Source organism: Bradyrhizobium sp. USDA 4474, from assembly GCF_054057515.1.
In genome coordinates this window covers 6,832,302-6,849,221 of sequence record NZ_JBSRZJ010000002.1, presented here as the reverse complement: position 1 = coordinate 6,849,221, position 16,920 = coordinate 6,832,302, and the positions used below count along the sequence as shown (strand labels likewise).

General features: G+C 63.6%; 17 protein-coding genes. 9 read left to right on the top strand and 8 right to left on the bottom strand.

From position 1 onward, the window contains the following. From ACVW16_RS33770 to rnd, 4 genes are all read left to right on the top strand, one after another. Positions 1-951 (top strand): carbohydrate ABC transporter permease, encoded by a 951-nt coding sequence (locus ACVW16_RS33770; protein WP_456734953.1) that lies wholly within the window; start codon positions 1-3, stop codon positions 949-951. Next, the gene (locus ACVW16_RS33765) at positions 948-1,817 is read left to right on the top strand and encodes a carbohydrate ABC transporter permease (protein ID WP_456734952.1); all 870 of its coding nucleotides are present in this window, start codon (positions 948-950) and stop codon (positions 1,815-1,817) included. The genes ACVW16_RS33770 and ACVW16_RS33765 overlap by 4 nt, the downstream gene beginning before the upstream one ends. An 11-nt stretch (positions 1,818-1,828) precedes the next feature. Next, entirely contained in the window at positions 1,829-3,151 is a 1,323-nt protein-coding gene (locus ACVW16_RS33760) for an ABC transporter substrate-binding protein (protein ID WP_456734951.1), read from the top strand. A 410-nt stretch (positions 3,152-3,561) separates the two neighbouring features. Continuing rightward, entirely contained in the window at positions 3,562-4,710 is a 1,149-nt protein-coding gene (gene rnd / locus ACVW16_RS33755) for a ribonuclease D (RefSeq protein ID WP_456734950.1), read from the top strand. An 86-nt stretch (positions 4,711-4,796) separates the two neighbouring features. Here the strand turns inward: rnd and ACVW16_RS33750 are convergent, their stop codons facing one another. The 5 genes from ACVW16_RS33750 to ACVW16_RS33730 form a co-directional block, all read right to left on the bottom strand. Continuing rightward, positions 4,797-6,179, bottom strand: a complete 1,383-nt coding sequence (locus ACVW16_RS33750; RefSeq protein ID WP_456734949.1) for an aspartate aminotransferase family protein — start codon at positions 6,177-6,179, stop codon at positions 4,797-4,799. 159 nt (positions 6,180-6,338) lie between these two features. Continuing rightward, complete coding sequence (locus ACVW16_RS33745) at positions 6,339-6,506, bottom strand: hypothetical protein (protein ID WP_456703270.1); 168 nt, start codon at positions 6,504-6,506, stop codon at positions 6,339-6,341. A gap of 34 nt (positions 6,507-6,540) precedes the next feature. Further along, entirely contained in the window at positions 6,541-7,101 is a 561-nt protein-coding gene (locus ACVW16_RS33740) for a cysteine hydrolase family protein (RefSeq protein ID WP_456703269.1), read from the bottom strand. 19 nt (positions 7,102-7,120) lie between these two features. Next, complete coding sequence (locus ACVW16_RS33735; RefSeq protein ID WP_456703268.1) at positions 7,121-7,747, bottom strand: GNAT family N-acetyltransferase; 627 nt, start codon at positions 7,745-7,747, stop codon at positions 7,121-7,123. Continuing rightward, positions 7,734-8,345: a hypothetical protein gene (locus ACVW16_RS33730; RefSeq protein ID WP_456705265.1), complete on the bottom strand. Its 612-nt coding sequence runs from the start codon at positions 8,343-8,345 to the stop codon at positions 7,734-7,736. Before ACVW16_RS33730 ends, ACVW16_RS33735 begins: the two co-directional genes overlap by 14 nt. A gap of 78 nt (positions 8,346-8,423) precedes the next feature. Here ACVW16_RS33730 and ACVW16_RS33725 point away from each other — a divergent pair, with 78 nt between their 5' ends. Then, positions 8,424-9,461 carry a LysR family transcriptional regulator gene (locus ACVW16_RS33725; protein WP_456703267.1) on the top strand — a complete coding sequence of 346 codons (1,038 nt, stop codon included), beginning with the start codon at positions 8,424-8,426 and terminating at the stop codon, positions 9,459-9,461. A 19-nt stretch (positions 9,462-9,480) separates the two neighbouring features. Here ACVW16_RS33725 and ACVW16_RS33720 read toward each other — a convergent pair whose 3' ends face one another. Further along, entirely contained in the window at positions 9,481-10,665 is a 1,185-nt protein-coding gene (locus ACVW16_RS33720; RefSeq protein WP_456734948.1) for an autotransporter outer membrane beta-barrel domain-containing protein, read from the bottom strand. 371 nt (positions 10,666-11,036) lie between these two features. Here ACVW16_RS33720 and ACVW16_RS33715 point away from each other — a divergent pair, with 371 nt between their 5' ends. Next, entirely contained in the window at positions 11,037-11,243 is a 207-nt protein-coding gene (locus ACVW16_RS33715; RefSeq protein ID WP_008129967.1) for a cold-shock protein, read from the top strand. Between the two features lie 90 nt (positions 11,244-11,333). Here the strand turns inward: ACVW16_RS33715 and purN are convergent, their stop codons facing one another. Together purN and purM are read right to left on the bottom strand one after the other, a co-directional pair. Further along, positions 11,334-11,987, bottom strand: coding sequence for a phosphoribosylglycinamide formyltransferase (gene purN, locus ACVW16_RS33710; protein ID WP_456703265.1), 654 nt, complete (start codon positions 11,985-11,987; stop codon positions 11,334-11,336). Further along, positions 11,987-13,060: a phosphoribosylformylglycinamidine cyclo-ligase gene (gene purM / locus ACVW16_RS33705; protein ID WP_456703264.1), complete on the bottom strand. Its 1,074-nt coding sequence runs from the start codon at positions 13,058-13,060 to the stop codon at positions 11,987-11,989. Before purM ends, purN begins: the two co-directional genes overlap by 1 nt. A 154-nt stretch (positions 13,061-13,214) precedes the next feature. On the opposite strand from purM, the gene ACVW16_RS33700 reads away from it, so the two are divergent. The 3 genes from ACVW16_RS33700 to ACVW16_RS33690 all read left to right on the top strand — a co-directional run bounded on the left by ACVW16_RS33700 (position 13,215) and on the right by ACVW16_RS33690 (position 16,905). Beyond that, the gene (locus tag ACVW16_RS33700) at positions 13,215-13,757 is read left to right on the top strand and encodes a CDP-alcohol phosphatidyltransferase family protein (RefSeq protein ID WP_456703263.1); all 543 of its coding nucleotides are present in this window, start codon (positions 13,215-13,217) and stop codon (positions 13,755-13,757) included. Between the two features lie 92 nt (positions 13,758-13,849). Further along, the gene (locus tag ACVW16_RS33695; protein WP_456734947.1) at positions 13,850-14,527 is read left to right on the top strand and encodes a chromosomal replication initiator DnaA; all 678 of its coding nucleotides are present in this window, start codon (positions 13,850-13,852) and stop codon (positions 14,525-14,527) included. Positions 14,528-14,715: 188 nt separating this feature from the next. Continuing rightward, positions 14,716-16,905, top strand: a complete 2,190-nt coding sequence (locus ACVW16_RS33690; protein ID WP_456738162.1) for an RNA degradosome polyphosphate kinase — start codon at positions 14,716-14,718, stop codon at positions 16,903-16,905. Positions 16,906-16,920: the final 15 nt, after the last annotated feature.

Sequence of the window (16,920 nt, the reverse complement as noted above, 5' to 3'; positions counted from 1 at the left end):
ATGAGCCTGGCTGAACCCGCGGCTCTCCCGGTCGCGGCATCGGCGCCGCCGCGCCTGCACATCGTGACGCGGTTCACCGCCCGCTTCAAAGCCTCGCTGCCGGCCTATCTGCTGCTGCTGCCTTCCCTGATTTTCCTTGCCCTGTTCACCTATGGCGCGATGGGGCGCGTGCTGATCGATGCGCTCTATCAGCGCGCCACGCCGAAGGCGCCGCTTCGCTTTGTGGGCCTCGACAACATCGCCGCAGTGCTGGCCGACCCCGCCTTCACCGGAGCCGTCGTCAACAACCTCATCTATGCCGTCGGCACCGCGATTCCGAGCATCGGCCTTGCGCTGCTGTTCGCGCTGGCGCTGGCGCGCACCAATGCCCTGACCAGCGCGCTGCGCGCTGCGCTGTTCCTGCCGGTGCTGATCCCAATGGTCGCGGCATCGGCGCTGTTCCTGTTCATCTTCCTGCCCAATGTCGGCCTGCTCGACTACTACATCGGCCGCCTGCTGCCGGTGCTGCCGAACTGGCTCGGCGACCCCGACGTCGCGCTCTACGCGATTATGGTCATCACCATCTGGAAGAACGCCGGCTATTACATGCTGTTCTTCCTGGCCGGCCTCCAGGCCGTGCCTGAGGACGTGATGGAAGCCGCGCATCTCGACGGCGCCGGTCCCTTGATGCGGCTGCGCTACATCATCCTGCCCGAGCTCAAGCCCACCTTCCTGTTCGTCATCGTGATCGCGACGCTGAACGCGGTGACGCAGGTCGACCACGTTTTCGTCATGACCAAGGGCGGCCCGTCGAATGCCACCAATCTTGTGCTGTTCTACATCTACCAGCAGGCGGTCGAGCATTACGACATCGGCACGGCCTCGGCGGCAACGCTGCTGACGCTCGCCGCCCTGATGGCCCTCACCGCGCTGTCCTTCCGGACCATGGCGAACCGGGAGGGCGGCGCATGAAGCTGATCGACAAGCTCTACAAGGACGCCCCGCTCGCCACGCGAAACGAGATCACGCCGAAGCTCGGCTTCGCGCTGACCGTGCTGCTCGCGTTTGCCTGGTTGATCCCGTTCCTGTGGATGGGCGTGGCGACGCTGCGTCCGGCCGCCGACGGCATCAATCTGATGGCCGAGTTGGTGCCGAGCCTGAAACCCACGCTCGACAATGTCAGGGATGCCTGGGAGATCGGCGATTTCCCGCGCTACTTCCTCAACACCACGATCATCTGCTCCGGCATCCTCTTGGTGCAGTTCGTCACGATCACGCTCGCGGGGTTCGCCTTTGCGCGGCTCGACTTCGCCGGCAAGACGCTGATCTTCTATCTGTTCCTGATGCAGCTGATGCTGGTGCCGGTGCTGCTGATCGTGCCGAACCTGCGGCTCGTCGCGCAGCTCGGTCTCTATGACACGCTCGCCGGCGTCATGATGCCGTTCTTCGCCTCCGCCTTCGGGACCTTCCTGATGCGCCAGGCGTTCGAAGCGATTCCGGCCGAGCTCGAGGACGCCGCCCTGATCGACGGCGCCAGTCTGATCCAGCGCATCCGTCACATCTATGTGCCGCTGTCGCTGCCGAGCTTCTCGGCGTTCGCCATCATCTCGGTCACCAGCCACTGGAACGACTTTCTGTGGCCGCTGATGGTGATCAACTCGCCGGACAAGCGGCCGCTCACGGTTGGCCTGTCCGTCTTCACCGCGACGGCGGAGGGCACGCAGGCCTGGGGCACCATCGCCGCCGGCACCTTGATGGTGATCGCGCCGCTGCTCATCACCTTCCTGATCTTCCAGAAGCGCTTCATCAGTTCTTTCGTCACCTCAGGCATCAAATAGGAGATTTGTCGATGCTGTTCTCCCGCAGGCTCATGCTCGGCCTTGCCATGGCGGGCGCCCTCGCCTTTCCGGCCCTCGCCGGCGAAGGCCCGACCGAGATCGAGCTGTTCTTCCCCGTGCCGGTCGACGGCAAGCTCGCCCGCGACATGAGCACGTTGATCAAAGAGTTCAACGACGGTCACCCCGACATCAAGGCGACCGCCGTCTACACCGGCTCCTACGACGATACGCTGATCAAGACGCGCGCCTCGATCAAGGCCGGCAAGCCGCCGGCCGCGGTGATCATGTCGGCGAACTTCCTGCTCGACATGCAGATCGAGAACGAGCTCACCAATCTCGACAGCCTGATCGCCGCCGACGGCAGCAGCAAGGGCCAGTTCCTCGGCCAGTTCTACCCTGCGCTGAGCGGCAACGCGGTGATCAACCGCTCGGTCTATGGCGTCCCGTTCCAGAATTCGACGCCGCTGCTCTACATCAATGCCGACAAGGCCAAGGAAGCCGGCCTCGATCCGAGCAAGCCGCCGCAGACCTGGGCCGAGCTCACCGACTGGGCCAAGAAGCTCACCAAACGCGACGGCGACAAGGTGACCCAATGGGGCATCGCGATCCCCTGCGCCTATGACTATTGCGGCTGGATGATGGAAACGCTCACTATGAGCAATGGCGGGCGGTACTACAACGAGGAGTTCGGCGGCGAGGTCTATTACGACACACCCTCGATGCTGGGCGCGCTGACCTGGTGGAGCGATCTCGTCAGCAAATACAAGGTCCACCCGCCCGGCGCCACGCCGGGACCTGCCGTCAGCACCTCCTTCATCGCGGGCAATGCCGCGATGATGATGCTGTCGACGGGCTCACTGACCTATGTGCGCGAGAACGCCAAGTTCAACTATAAGGTCGCCTTCATCCCGCGCAACGTCCGAAACGCAGTGCCGATCGGCGGCGCCTCATTGATCATTCCGGCAGGCGTCGAAGCCGACAAGCAGAAGGCCGCCTGGACCCTGATCAAGTGGATGACCTCGCCCGAAAAGAGCGCCTGGTGGAGCCGCGCCACCGGCTATTTCGCGCCCAACATGGCCGCCTACAAGACGCCTGACATGGTCGACTTCCTCAACAAGAACCCCGACGCCAAGACCGCTGTCGAGCAGCTCGACGTCGCAAAACCGTGGTTTGCGACCTACAAGACCGTCCCGGTGCGCAAAAACCTGGAGGACGAGGTGATGCTGGTCCTCAACGGCAAGAAGCAGCCGAAGGAGGCCCTGGTCGCCGCCCAGAAGGCAGCGGATGAGACGCTCAAGCCATACAACGCCGAGACGTCGCTGAAGCTGCCGTAAGGCCGAATGCAACGGCAATCGAACATCGGCGCTCCGTTCTGCGGGGCGCCGAATTCGGTTTGGACGGTTCCACCATTAACCCCCCGTCCACCATCCCGCCCGGCCCGCCGCCGGTAACCACGAGAATTAACAGACCCTCAACGGACAGCCGACAAGTCTAACGACCTTTCTGGAGATTCCGTCGTGGATTTGCTGGTTTTCGAGTTCCTGGGTCTGGCATTGGTGGCCATGTGCGTGCTCGTGGTGGCACTCCCCTGCGCCCGCAAGTCCTCTCAGCGCATCCGCTACGAATAGGATTTCCGTCGGAAACGGCGATTCCGGTCCAAATGCAAGGCTCGAATTCGCTTAGAGCCCCTTGACATCACAGCGCTTTCGGCAGAACGGCTGATACCAAGTGTCATGGGCCGTTCATGGATTTGATTACCACCACCGCTGACCTCGCGGCTGCCTGCAGCCGGCTGGCCAAGCACCCCGTCATAACAGTCGATACCGAGTTCCTGCGCGAGACCACCTACTACCCGCTGCTGTGCGTGGTGCAGATGGCCAGCCCCGAGGAAGCGATCGTCATCGACACGCTGGCCGAGGGCATCGACCTCAAGCCGTTCTTCGAGCTGATGGCCAATGAGGGCGTACTGAAGGTGTTTCACGCCGCGCGCCAGGACATCGAGATCATCTGGCACCAGGCCAACATCATCCCGCATCCGGTGTTCGACACCCAGGTCGCGGCCATGGTGCTCGGCTATGGCGACAGCATCGCCTATGACGCGCTGGTCGAAAAAGTCACCGGCCATCGCCCCGACAAGACCCACCGCTTCACCGACTGGTCGCGCCGGCCGCTGACCAAGGAGCAGATGCACTACGCCGTCTCGGACGTCACGCACCTGCGCGACGTGTTCGCAGCGCTCGACGCCGACCTCAGGAAGCGCCGCCGCAGCGAATGGGTCTCCATCGAGATGGAGGTTCTGACCTCGCCCAAGACCTACGACTTCCACCCCGAGCGGGCCTGGGAACGGCTGAAGACCCGGGTGCGCAAGCCGAAGGACCTCGCGGTGCTGATGGAAGTCGCCGCCTGGCGCGAGCAGGAAGCGCAAAGCCGGGACGTGCCGCGTGGCCGAGTGCTGCGCGATGAGGCCGTCAGCGATATCGCGACCCACGCGCCGAACACGATCGAGAAGCTCGCCCATCTGCGCTCGGTGCCGAAGGGCTTTGAGAAATCCAAATGGGGCGCGGACATCGTTGCGGCGGTCCAGCGCGGGCTGGCGCGAGATTTGTCGACGCTGCCCAAGCTGGAGAAGCCACGCAGCAACAACAACGGCGCGGCGATCGTCGAGCTGTTGAAGGTGCTGCTGCGCATGACCGCCGAGCGCCATGCCGTCGCCAGCAAGGTGATCGCCACCGTCGACGACCTCGAGGAGATCGCGGCCGACGACGAAGCCGACGTCCCCGCGTTGCGCGGCTGGCGCCGCGAGCTGTTCGGCGATGCCGCGCTGAAGCTCAAGCGCGGCGAGCTGGCGCTCGCGATCGAGAAGGGCCGCGTGATCGGGGTTCAGCGCGCGTAAGCGTCCGCAACCGGAGTCTTTCCGAGTGGCAGGCTGGATTGCTTCGTCGCGAGGGCTCCTCGCGACGACGAGGAGAGAACGAGCCCCTACGCCTGCGGCAGCTTCGCCACTTCCGGCTTCATGTCATCGAGCACGCCAGTGATCGCCGCCACGAGTTCATCGATCTGTGTCTTGGTGCTAATCAGCGGCGGGCAGATGGCGATGGCGTCGAGCATGTTGCGAGCGATCACACCGCGTTCCTGCAGCACGCGGCTCGCCATGCCGCCGACGGCGCCGGGCGTGGCGGCAGCGGTCTTGCGGCCCTTGTCGAGCACGAGCTCGAGCGCTGCGATCATGCCGACGCCCCGGACCTCGCCGACCAGCGGATGGCTCGTGAGCTCGCGCAAGCGGCCCTGCATATAGGCGCCGAGCTCGGCCGCATGCGCGACCAGACCGCGCTCCTCGATGATCTTGAGATTTTCCAGCGCGATCGCCGAGCCGACCGGATGGCCGCCCGCTGTGAAGCCGTGGCCTAACACGCCGATCTTGTTGCTCTCGTCGGCGATCGGCTCGAACATGCGATCGTTCATGATGATCGCCGACAGCGGGAAGTAGCTCGACGTGATCTGCTTGGAGACCACGATCACATCGGGCTTGATGCCGTAGGTTTCGCAGCCGAACATCTTGCCGGTACGGCCGAAACCGCAGATCACCTCGTCGGCGATCAGCAGGATGTCGTACTTGCTCAGCACTTTCTGGATCTTGTCCCAATAGGTCGCCGGCGGCACGATGACGCCGCCCGCGCCCATCACCGGCTCGCCGAAGAAGGCCGCGATGGTTTCAGGTCCTTCCTTCTGGATCAGGGTGTCGAGCTCTTCGGCGCGGCGCGTCGCAAAAGCTTCCTCGCTCTCGCCGGGCGCACCGTCCTTGTAGAAATGCGGCGAGCCCGTGTGCAGGATGTTCGGCAGCGGCAGGTCGAACGAGCGGTGATTGTTGGGCAGGCCCGTGAGGCTGGCAGATGCAATGGTGACGCCGTGATAGGCGCGCATACGGCTGATGATCTTCTTGCGCTGAGGCTGACCCAGCGAATTCGACCGATAGGCGATCAGCTTCAGAACGGTGTCGTTCGCCTCCGAGCCTGAATTGGTGAAGAACACCTTGCTCATCTGCACCGGCGCGAGCGACACCAGCTTCTCGGCGAGGTCGATCGAGGGGCCGTGCGATTTGGCCGAGAACGTGTGATAGAACGGCAGCGCCTGCATCTGCTTGTGCGCGGCCTCGACCAACCGCTTCTCGTTGAAGCCGAGCCCGACACTCCACAGGCCTGCCATCGCCTCGAAATAGCGCTTGCCCGACGCGTCGAACACGTATGGCCCCTCACCGCGCTCGATCACCAGCGGACCGGCCTGCTGATGGGCGCGCGCATTGGTATAGGCGTGGAGCTGATAGGCCACATCCCGGGCTTCTTGCGAATTCGGCAGCATGGACATTTGCGGGATCCCTTACGTCATCACCTGGCCGGCGCGGCCGGCATCGTTCGCCTGATTTGTCGGGTTACTTGGCTATTGCGATGTGCCGAAACTTGCAACGCCAATTCGTCGGCAGCAAGCGCGCGGCAGCGATGCACAACGCCGCATATGACACAGCGCTCAGGCCGGCCCGTCGCTATTCCCGTCCGCTTCGGCTGCGGCTTCCCTCACCTCGACCAGCGCCATGGACAGCAGATAGACGGTCGTGGGCAGACCAACCCGGCGCGCCCTCTCGACGGCACGCGAGAGGTCGCTCGCCAGCTCCTTGAGCTCGTCCTTCTGAGACAATGTCCCACCCCATCCATCCGCCGATCGCGTCTGCCTAAACCGCGACGGCACCGCTGGTCCTGATCAGTTCGGCGCTGGACTGGAGTGTAGCAAAGTTGGCGATGACATTCACCACCGACTGTTTGTAGGCGGCCGCCTCGCCCGTGCCCGGCTCCCGGCAGGCCACGGCATCGGTGATCACCTGATAGCGGTGGCTGCGATGAAACCCCTCGACGACGGTGGCCAGGATAGTCTCGTCGAGGGAAAAGCCGGTCAGCACGCAGCGCACATTGCGGACATTGGACATATGATCGGCGAAGCGCGAGGAGCTGTAAGCCGATGGCAACGCGTGCTCGAACGTCATCTCGCCGGGCCGAGGCTTGGCTTCCGCAATCCAATCGGTCAGCCTGGATGACGGATTGAACCACGCCGCCTCCGCGATGCGTTTCAAATGCATCACTGGCCAGAGATTGCTCCGCCACAACGCCAGCAACGCCAGGCAGCGCATGATTGCGGCGTCGCCGTCGAGAATGACGTGGCGGCGCCCCGGGATCAGATATTCCACCTGGAGGTCCGCGAAGACCAGGACCAGCGGATTGTCGTGAGAGACCGGCATTGTCTTGCGCAGACCTGCATCAGTTTCGGCGATCGGCGAGAGCGAGGTCCCGCAGGGGCGACGTCACTGCCCGCCCCGCCGAGGCGTCGAGCACGCCCGGACGGTCCCAGTCGCCCTCGGGGCGGATGATCACATAGGGATCGCTGTCCAGCGTGATGGCGTCCGGCCCCGGCTCGAGCTCCAGCAGCATCTCCGTGTAGGAGAAATCCGAGAAAGTGATCTTACGGTTGTGGCCGAGCGGCTTGGCGCCGAAATGGGCCCAGAAATCCACCAGCCGGTCCTGCGCCTGGCCGTAGATCTTGCGGAACCCCTTGCGCTTCACATAGTCGACGCTGGCCTGCACCAGTTTGAACGAGATGCGCGAGCGGCGATATTGGTGCCGCACCGCGAGCCGCTCCACCTTGGCGAAATCGCCGAAGAACCTTACCCGCAGACAACCGGCCGGCTCGTTGCCGATGTAGCCGATGAAATGCGCGGCGACCATGTCGTTGCCATCGAACTCCTCCTCGAACGGACAATCCTGCTCGGCGAGATAGACCGCGGAGCGAATGGCCGTGACCAGCATGAGGTCGGTGGGATCGCGCGCAAGGCGGATGGTGATGGCGCGGGAGTCGGGCTTGACGAGGGGAATCCTAGTGCCGTGCATCTGCGAAACTCCTTGCTTGAAAAACTGCCCCCGGTGTGCGGATCGGCCGCCGATGCCAAGGGCGCTCGTATCGCCAGAGGTCGGGCTGGAAGCTCGAAATGGGTTCGAATCCGGTCGCCCTCATGAGCTCGCGTCCGGCCACGGTTGACGGCTGCGCATAGCAATCCGCCTCGCGGAATCTTACCTCACGCAGATGCGCCGCAGCCCTGCCAAGGCCGGCGATGCCGCGCCCCGTCGCTGCGATCGCCCAGATGTAAATCGCTGCGACGTCGTCATTCGCGGAGGCGAGATAGCGTCTCTCGGGTGCTGTCAGGCAGATATCGTCGAGCAACAATGCATCGTGCCCGCGGTCATTGAGAAACAGGAATGCCATGCCGCCGAGCAGATTGCCCTTCCGAGTGAATGTCAGGATGCTCTGGGGATCGAAAGCAAAATATTTCGCAAGATCGACCGCGCCGATCTGCACGCCCGGCACCAGCCGGTGCGCCATCTCCGCGAGCGCGGCGATTTCCCCCGACTGCGCGCAACGGACATCGACGTCTGGACTCAGAGGCAAGGAGTCGAAATCATGCCTCGCGGTCAACGAGCCCCTTTCCATAGCCAAGCCATCCCTCTATCGTTCAGGCGGTTCTACGCGCTGCTATGGGGACGAGCTTAGCGGCTGGAGATCAGGAGTATGCAGCAACTATTGCACCGGGGTGCTGCAATGATGCAGCACCATGAAGACGCGCTAAATGCGTCCTGGGACGATTTGAAACTGTTTTTAGCCTGCGCGAAATTTAAAAGTTTCCGAAACGCCGCCGAAGAGCTCGGGCTGACCTCTACCACATTGATGCGCAGGATGGACCGGCTCGAAGAGAGCATCGGTTGCAAGCTTTTCCTGCGCGACCAGAGCGGGCTCACGCTCAGCGACGAAGGCACCGCGATGATCGCCGACGTCGCGCTTATGGAGCACCACGCTTTTAATGTCTTTCGCCGCGCATCGCGTTCGTCCGACGACACCTCGGGCACGGTGCGCGTCGCGGTGACGGAGGGCCCCGGCAACTTCTGGATCCTGCCGCGGCTGATCGATTTCCAGAAAACCTATCGCAAGATCACCGTCGACCTGCGCTGTGCAATGGAGCAAGCGGATGTCGCGCGACTGGAGTCGGACATTGCGATCCAGCTCGAGCCGCCGATCAATCCCGACCTCATCGTCGCCAAGCTCGGCCGTCTTCACATCTATCCCTTCGTCGCCAGGAGCTATGCAGATCTCTACGGCGTGCCGGCGACGCTCGCCGAATTGCCCAACCATCGCATCGTCAAGCAGAACGCGCCACAGGTCGACGACGGCGCTTATGCCCGCATCCTCGGATTGACCCTGGAAGGGATCGTCGGGATCAAGACCAACTCTTCCGTCGGCGTGCTCTATGCGGTCGAGCGCGGTGCCGGCATCGGCTTCCTGCCGACGGCGTCGATCGCGCTCGGTGCACCGCTCGTCGCCGTCGACCTCGGCGTCAGCCATCATGCCGACCTCTGGCTGACCTATCACAAGGAGTTCCGCGCCTCCGAGCGGCATAAGATCGTGGTTGACTGGCTGAAGAAGATTTTCGATCCCAAAACCTATCCCTGCTTCCGGGACGAATTCATTCATCCGAACGCATTGGTGCCGATGATGACGGCTGCACGCGAGGGCTTTGGATTGTCTGGATACGTTGCGGCGACGCCAACGTGAGTGGAAGGGAGCGGTCCCTTCACCACCGATATTCGAAGCCGACGGTGCCCTGGTGCGAGGTCAGCTCGTTGCGAAACTTACCGTCATAATTGACATACAGCCGCGCGGTGTTGGTCAGGCTAAGCGACGCCGAGGCGCCGGCGTCCATGCCGTAACGGCCCTCGCCGATGCCGGGAACGATGATGTTCTGGGTCCCGAGGCTGACCTGCACCGAGCCGAGATCCTGGTAAAAATTGTCCACGAACTTGCCGTAGGCGGAGAGGTCGAGGATTTTTCGGTCGAAGATAAAGTAACGCCCGACCTCGGCGCCGAACATGACGCGCGCGCGCGAGATCGCGCTCGCGCCGACGTTGAGTGGATCAAGCCCTCCGGCCTCCTGGAACGCCGCACTGGTGGCGCGCACATATTCGAGCGCACCCTTGGGCACGATGCGCATCTGATCCTTGGTCCAGTAGTAGTTGATCTCGGTGAGCGCACCGTCGACCGCGGCGTGATAGCCCGCGACGGCAAGGCCGAAGCCGGTATCGCGGCCGGAATGCACCTTGCCGAAACCGTGCACCAACGCGAAGGCCCAGGTCCATGGTCCCTTGTCGATCGAACCGCTGAAACCGATCTGCGTCAGGTCGAGTGTCGCCGACTGAAGCGCGAGCGGCACGTCGATGTCGGTGTGGCTCTGGTCGACGGAGAAGCCCAGATTGATGCCTGGCGCGACCCTCGCACCGAAGCCGGCGACGCCGCCGAACGTGGTGCGCTTGTCACCGACGAAATCACCCTGCGGATCAGTGCGGACCGAAATGCCGTAACCCTCGTACCAGGTGCGGTAGCGCGGATCGTCTGCAGCTTCCGACGCACCACCGCCGCCAGGATTGGTGCGCGAAGCCCGGTTGATGCCGCTCGAGGCCTGGTTGCCCAGCCGTTCGAGAAAATTCGAACCCAGATTGAGCGTGGTATTGCCGGCCGACTGGTTGGCATTGGTCGATGTCGGGGTCGGGATCGGCGACGGCGACGGTGAAGGCGACGGTGTCGGGGTGGGCGTCGGCGTGGGTGTCGGAGAGGAAGTCGGCGTCGGGGTCTGCGCGAATGCCGCCGTCGCTGGTATCATGCCGACGGCGGCGAGTGTCATGGCGATCGCCGTCACGATCCGGCGGACACGGTCCAGCCCGATCGTCTGCCGTGTCCCTTGGGGCTGCTCAGTGCAGCACATGACGACTATTCCCGAAGCAAAATGGCGGCCCGCAAAAATGCAACAGATACGGCGAGCAGGTGCGACGATTTGTGCTGAACTGCCACGAGGGGTCAACCGATCCTCGTGCTTTGCCGGGGTGATTCCTCAAGATGTGGTTCCGCTGCCACAGGTCGCAAATTGCAGCGGGATGTCTCCAGTGCGGTCTTGAAGTTTGCGCGCGGCTTGCTAGCGCGCGATTTTCGTGTTGGAATACCTTACACAATCGGAATTGGCCGCTCGGCTGTGCGTTTCGCGACGATGAGACTCGAACAGACTTCCGGAAGCCCGTTTGTGACGTGGCACGCGAAAAGCGGCCGCGTCTTTTTAGTATCTAGCGGAGGAGACTAACGATGCCACAAAAGGGCACCGTCAAATGGTTCAACCCGACCAAGGGTTACGGGTTCATCAAGCCGAACGGCAGCGACAAGGACGTGTTCGTCCACATCTCGGCCGTCGAGCGTGCCGGACTCTCGACCCTGAATGAGAACCAGGTGGTTGAATACGACCTCGTGGAGAACCGCGGCAAATCGTCCGCGGAGAACCTCAAGGTCTCCTGATTTCTCTCAAAGCCACGCGCGAGAGATCATGACGTTGCCCCCGGCTCTGCCGGGGGATTTTGCTTCTGGCCAACGAAAGGGCACCGCGGTTCAGTGCACCGCCGGCGCAATCAGGAAATTCTCCGACGCCGCGCTGCCCGCCGTCCTGCAGACATCGCCCTCGATCTTGACCTTGCCGGTCGCAAGCAGGCTCAGCGCCGCGGGATAGATGCGATGCTCGATTTCCAGAATGCGCTCGGACAGCGTTTCAGCCGTGTCGTGATCGCTGACGGGGACCGCGCCCTGCATCACGATCGGACCCGCATCGGTCTCGGGAATCACGAAGTGCACCGTCGCGCCTGATAATTTGACGCCGGCGCGCAAGGCCTGGCCGTGCGGATCGAGACCCGGAAAAGACGGCAACAGCGAAGGATGGATGTTGAGCATCCGCCCATACCAGGCCTTGGTGAACTCGGCGGTGAACAGGCGCATGAAACCACCGAGACAAATCAGCTCGATGCCGTGCTGATCCAGCGCCGCCTGGAGCACCGCCTCGAAGCCGGCGCGATCCTTGCCGAACGGCTTGCTCTCGATCACCAGCGTTTTCGTGCCGGCCGCCTTGGCCCGTTCGAGGCCGAGCGCATTGGCCTTGTTCGAGATGACGAGGGAGATCTCCGCCGGAAAATCCGCAGCAGCCGCGGCCTTGATCAGCGCGGCCATGTTGGAACCGCGGCCGGAGATCAGAATGGCGACGCGGCGCTTCATCACAGCGCCATATCGAGATGGCCGTTATAGACGACGCGGTGCTCGCCCTCGGCCGGGATCACGGTGCCGAGCTGCGCCACGGTCTCACCGGCATCAGTGAAGACCCGCACCACCTCGTCGACCTTGTCAGGCTCGACGATCGCGATCATGCCGATGCCGCAGTTGAAGGTACGCAGCATTTCGAGTTCGGCGATCCCGGCTTGTGCCGCCAGCCATTTGAACACCGGCAGCACCGGCAGGCGCGCCAGATCGATGCCGACACCGAGATGACCAGGCAATACGCGCGGAATGTTGTCGGTGAAGCCGCCGCCGGTGATATGGGCGAGGCCCTTCACCGCACCGGTCTCGCGGATCGCGCGCAGGCAGGACTTGACGTAGAGCCGCGTCGGCGTCAGCAGCGCGCCGCCGAGCGTCATGACAGGTGCGAACGGCGCCTGCGCCTCGAAACCGAGCCCGGACTGTTCCACGATCTTGCGCACCAGCGAGAAGCCGTTGGAGTGGACACCCGACGAGGCCAGACCGATCACGGCATCGCCCGCCGCAATGTCCCTGCGCGGCAGCAGCGTGCCGCGCTCGGCGGCACCGACGGCAAAGCCGCCAAGGTCGTAGTCCCCGTCCTTGTAGAGGCCCGGCATCTCGGCGGTCTCGCCGCCGATCAGGGCACAGCCGGATTCCCGACACCCCTCGGCGACGCCGGCGACGATCGCAGCCGTGGCCTCCGGGTCGAGCTTGCCGCAGGCGAAATAGTCGAGGAAGAACAGCGGCTCGGCGCCCTGCACCACGAGGTCGTTGACGCTCATGGCGACAAGGTCGATGCCGATCCCGCCGTGCAAGCCCGTTTCGATGGCAATCTTGACCTTGGTGCCGACGCCGTCGGTGGCGGCGACCAGGACGGGATCCTTGAAGCCGGCCGCCTTGAGGTCGAACAGGCCGCCGAATCCACCGATCTCGGCATCGGCGCCCGGCCGTGCGGTGGCACGCACCATCGGCTTGATCAGGTCGACGAGGCGATTGCCCGCGTCGATATCGACGCCTGAATCGGCGTAAGTGAGGCCGTTTTTGCGGTCGGTCATGCCCGATTTCCAGTGGGTTTGCGGCTGGTTACGTCGAATTCCGGGGACGCGCAATGGCAAGCGTGGCGCCCCGCCCTATACTATGTAGAGATATCAACCGGTTCAGCCTCTAAGAGGCCGATTCGAGGACAGGTCGGGTGCCGGGAAGCGCCGTGTGAGTATTCCGAACATCATTACCCTGGGCCGCATCATGCTGGTCCCGATCATCGTCTGGGCCATCGTGTCGAGCCAAATGGAGGTGGCGTTCGCCGTCTTCCTGATCGCGGGGATCAGCGATGCCGTGGACGGTTTCCTGGCCAAGCGCTTCAACATGGCGAGCGAGCTCGGTGCCCTGCTCGATCCCCTGGCCGACAAGGCGCTGCTGGTGTCGATCTACCTGTCGCTGGGGATCCGGGGCGACATCCCGCGCTGGATCGTGATCCTGGTGGTCTCCCGCGACATCATGATCGTCACGGCCGTGATCGTATCCTGGCTGTTCGACAAGCCGGTCGAGATGCGGCCGTCGAAAGTATCCAAGCTAAACACAGCCGCACAGGTCTCCTACGCGGCCTTGGTACTGGCTGCGCTTGCCTTCGGCTTCGGACCGGCGCCCTATGACGTGATCCTGATGGGCTTCGTCACGCTGTTCACGCTCTCTTCGGTGTCGCTCTATCTCGTCGAGTGGCTGCGGCACATGAGTACGATCGAGGCCAAATGAGACGGCAGGCGGCCCCGCAAAAGGCCAACTCCCGATCGAATAAGTCGAATGTTTCAGACAACGCCGGCACGCCGGCACGGAGCAAAGCAAGCGTGGCAGGCCGCGTTCATCCCCGACAATTGGCGTTCTCGCTTCCGCATGCGGAAAGCCTCAGCCGGGACAATTTTCTCGAAGGTCCCGCTAACGCCGCCGCAGTCGCTCTGATCGACGGCTGGCCGGAATGGCCAAACCGGACCATGTGGCTCGCCGGTCCCGAAGGTGCAGGCAAGAGCCATCTGGCCACGATCTGGGCCGAGCTATCAGGTGCCCGCTCGACCACGGCCAGCGCGCTGAGCGCCCCAGCCGTCCCCGGAGCGCTCGCGACCGGCGCGCTGGTGGTCGAGGATCTGAAAGCCGGTGATTTTGACGAACGCGCCCTCTTCCATCTGATGAATCTCGCCCGCGAGGATGGCGCTTATGTGCTGTTCACCGGGCGCGAGACGCCGGCGGCGATAGCGGTCGAGCTCCGCGACCTGCGCTCCCGCTTTCGGACAATTCCGGTGATTTCGCTGCGGTCGCCGGACGACCAGCTGTTCCGCGGCCTGATCGTCAAATTCTGCGCCGATCGCCAGCTCAGCGTGGACGAAAGCGTCGTCAGTTACCTCGCCACCCGGCTGGAGCGATCCTCGGCCGCCGCCCGGCGCGCCGTGGAGCTGCTCGACGGCGAGGCGCTGCGGCTGGGCCGGCCCGTCACCCGGGCGCTCGCTGCCGAGCTGCTCCGCGACGGCTGACCGCAAGGGCGCGTCTTAGGCCTCCTCTTGGTCTCCTCTCGGACCCGCTTGGCCCCCCCCTTGGGCCCGCTTGACGCGGCGCGGCGGCGGAACATCAATGTCATCGAAACGTCATCGCAGTAACACATGCTCCGGCCGGATTTGCGCACAAGTCGCAATGTGGGGCGAACGAGATGGACCGACTTCTTATGGATTCCGCGCAAGCTGTTGAAACGAAAGAGAAAGCCACGGAGGCCGAGCGCCTGCCGGCGATCGCCTCGAGCCCTGAGCGATTCATCAACCGCGAGCTGTCTTGGCTGCATTTCAACCGCCGCGTCCTCGAGGAGTCGGTCAATCCCAGCCACCCTATGCTGGAGCGGGTGCGATTCCTGTCGATTTCGGCGAATAACCTCGACGAGTTTTTCATGGTCCGCGTCGCCGGTATCAAGGCGCAGGTCCGCGAGGGCATTGCCGAGCGTGCCCCGGACGGCCTGACTCCGTCCGAGCAACTCGCGCTGATCAACCGCACGGTCTCGCAACTTGCCAGCGATCAGCAGGCGATCTGGCGCGACCTGCGCGGCACGCTGGCCGATGTCGGCATCGTGCTGGTCGACGGCAAGGAGGTCACCAAGGCCGAGCGGACCTGGCTCGAGGACTATTTCCTCAACAACGTCTTCCCGCTGCTGACGCCATTGGCGATCGATCCGGCCCACCCCTTCCCATTCATCCCGAGCCTCGGCTTCACCATCGCGCTCCAGCTCACCCGCGAGGCCGACGGCAAGCAGATGAACGCGCTGATCCGCATGCCCGGCAAGATCGACCGCTTCATCCGCCTGCCGGCCGAAGGCAAGGTCCGCCTGATCTCGCTGGAGCAGGCCACCGGACTGTTCATCAACCGTCTGTTCCCCGGCTACAGCCTCCACGGCCAGGGCGCCTTCCGCATCATCCGCGACTCCGAGCTCGAAATCGAGGAAGAGGCCGAAGACCTCGTCCGCCTGTTCGAGACCGCGCTGAAGCGCCGCCGCCGTGGATCGGTGATCCGCCTCGAGATCGACGCCAAGATGCCGGAGGAGCTGCGCAACTTCGTCCAGCACGCGTTGTCGGCGGCCGACGACGAGGTGTTCCTGGTCGACGGCGTGCTCGCCATGAACGAACTTTCGCAGCTGACGCGTCTCGACCGGCCCGACCTCGAATTCACCCCTTACGTGCCGCGCCACCCCGAGCGCGTGCGCGAGCATGGCGGCGACATCTTCGCTGCCATCAGGCAGAAGGATCTGATCGTCCATCACCCGTACGAGTCGTTCGACGTGGTGGTGCAGTTCCTGCAGCAGGCCGCCCGCGATCCTGATGTGGTCGCGATCAAGCAGACGCTCTACCGCACCTCCAACAATTCCCCGATCGTCCGCACGCTCGCGGAGGCTGCCGAAGCCGGCAAATCCGTCACCGCGCTGATCGAGCTGAAGGCGCGCTTCGACGAAGAGGCCAACATCCGATGGGCGCGCGATCTCGAACGCGCCGGCGTGCAGGTCGTCTACGGCTTCCTCGAGCTGAAGACGCACGCCAAGCTCTCGATGGTGGTACGCCGCGAGGGCGGCAGCCTCACCACTTACGTCCACACCGGCACCGGCAATTATCATCCGGTCACCGCACGCATTTATACGGATCTCTCCTACTTCACCTCGGAGCCGACCATCGGCCGCGACGCCGCGCGCGTGTTTAACTTCATCACGGGCTACGCCGCGCCGAGCGATCTGGAAAGGATGGCGGTGTCGCCGCTGACCTTGCGCAAGCGCATCATCGAGCACATCCAGGGCGAGACCGAGCACGCGCGTCACGGCAAGCCCGGCGCGGTCTGGATGAAGATGAATGCGCTTGTCGACCCCGACATCATCGACGCGCTCTACGAGGCCTCCCAGGCCGGCGTCCAGGTCGAGCTTGTGGTGCGCGGCATCTGCTGCCTCAGACCCGGTATCCCCGGCCTGTCGGAAAACATCCGCGTCAAATCGATCATCGGACGCTTCCTGGAACACGGCCGAATCTACTGCTTCGGCATGGGCCAGGGCCTGCCGAGTGCGAAAGCGGCTGTGTATATCTCGTCGGCCGACATGATGCCGCGCAACCTCGACCGCCGCGTCGAGGTGCTGTGTCCGCTGCAAAATCCCACGGTGCACCAGCAGGTTCTCGAACAGATCATGGTCGCGAACCTGAAGGACAATGAGCAGAGCTGGCAATTGTTGCCGGACGGGTCCTCAACGCGTATGAAGGCCGCGAAGGGCGAGGAGCCTTTCAACGTGCACAACTACTTCATGACAAATCCGAGTCTGTCTGGCCGTGGAAAGTCGCTCAAGGAATCTTCGCCGCGTCGTCTTACGCGCCGCAACGAACGCCATCCGTCCTGACCGGAGAACTTTACC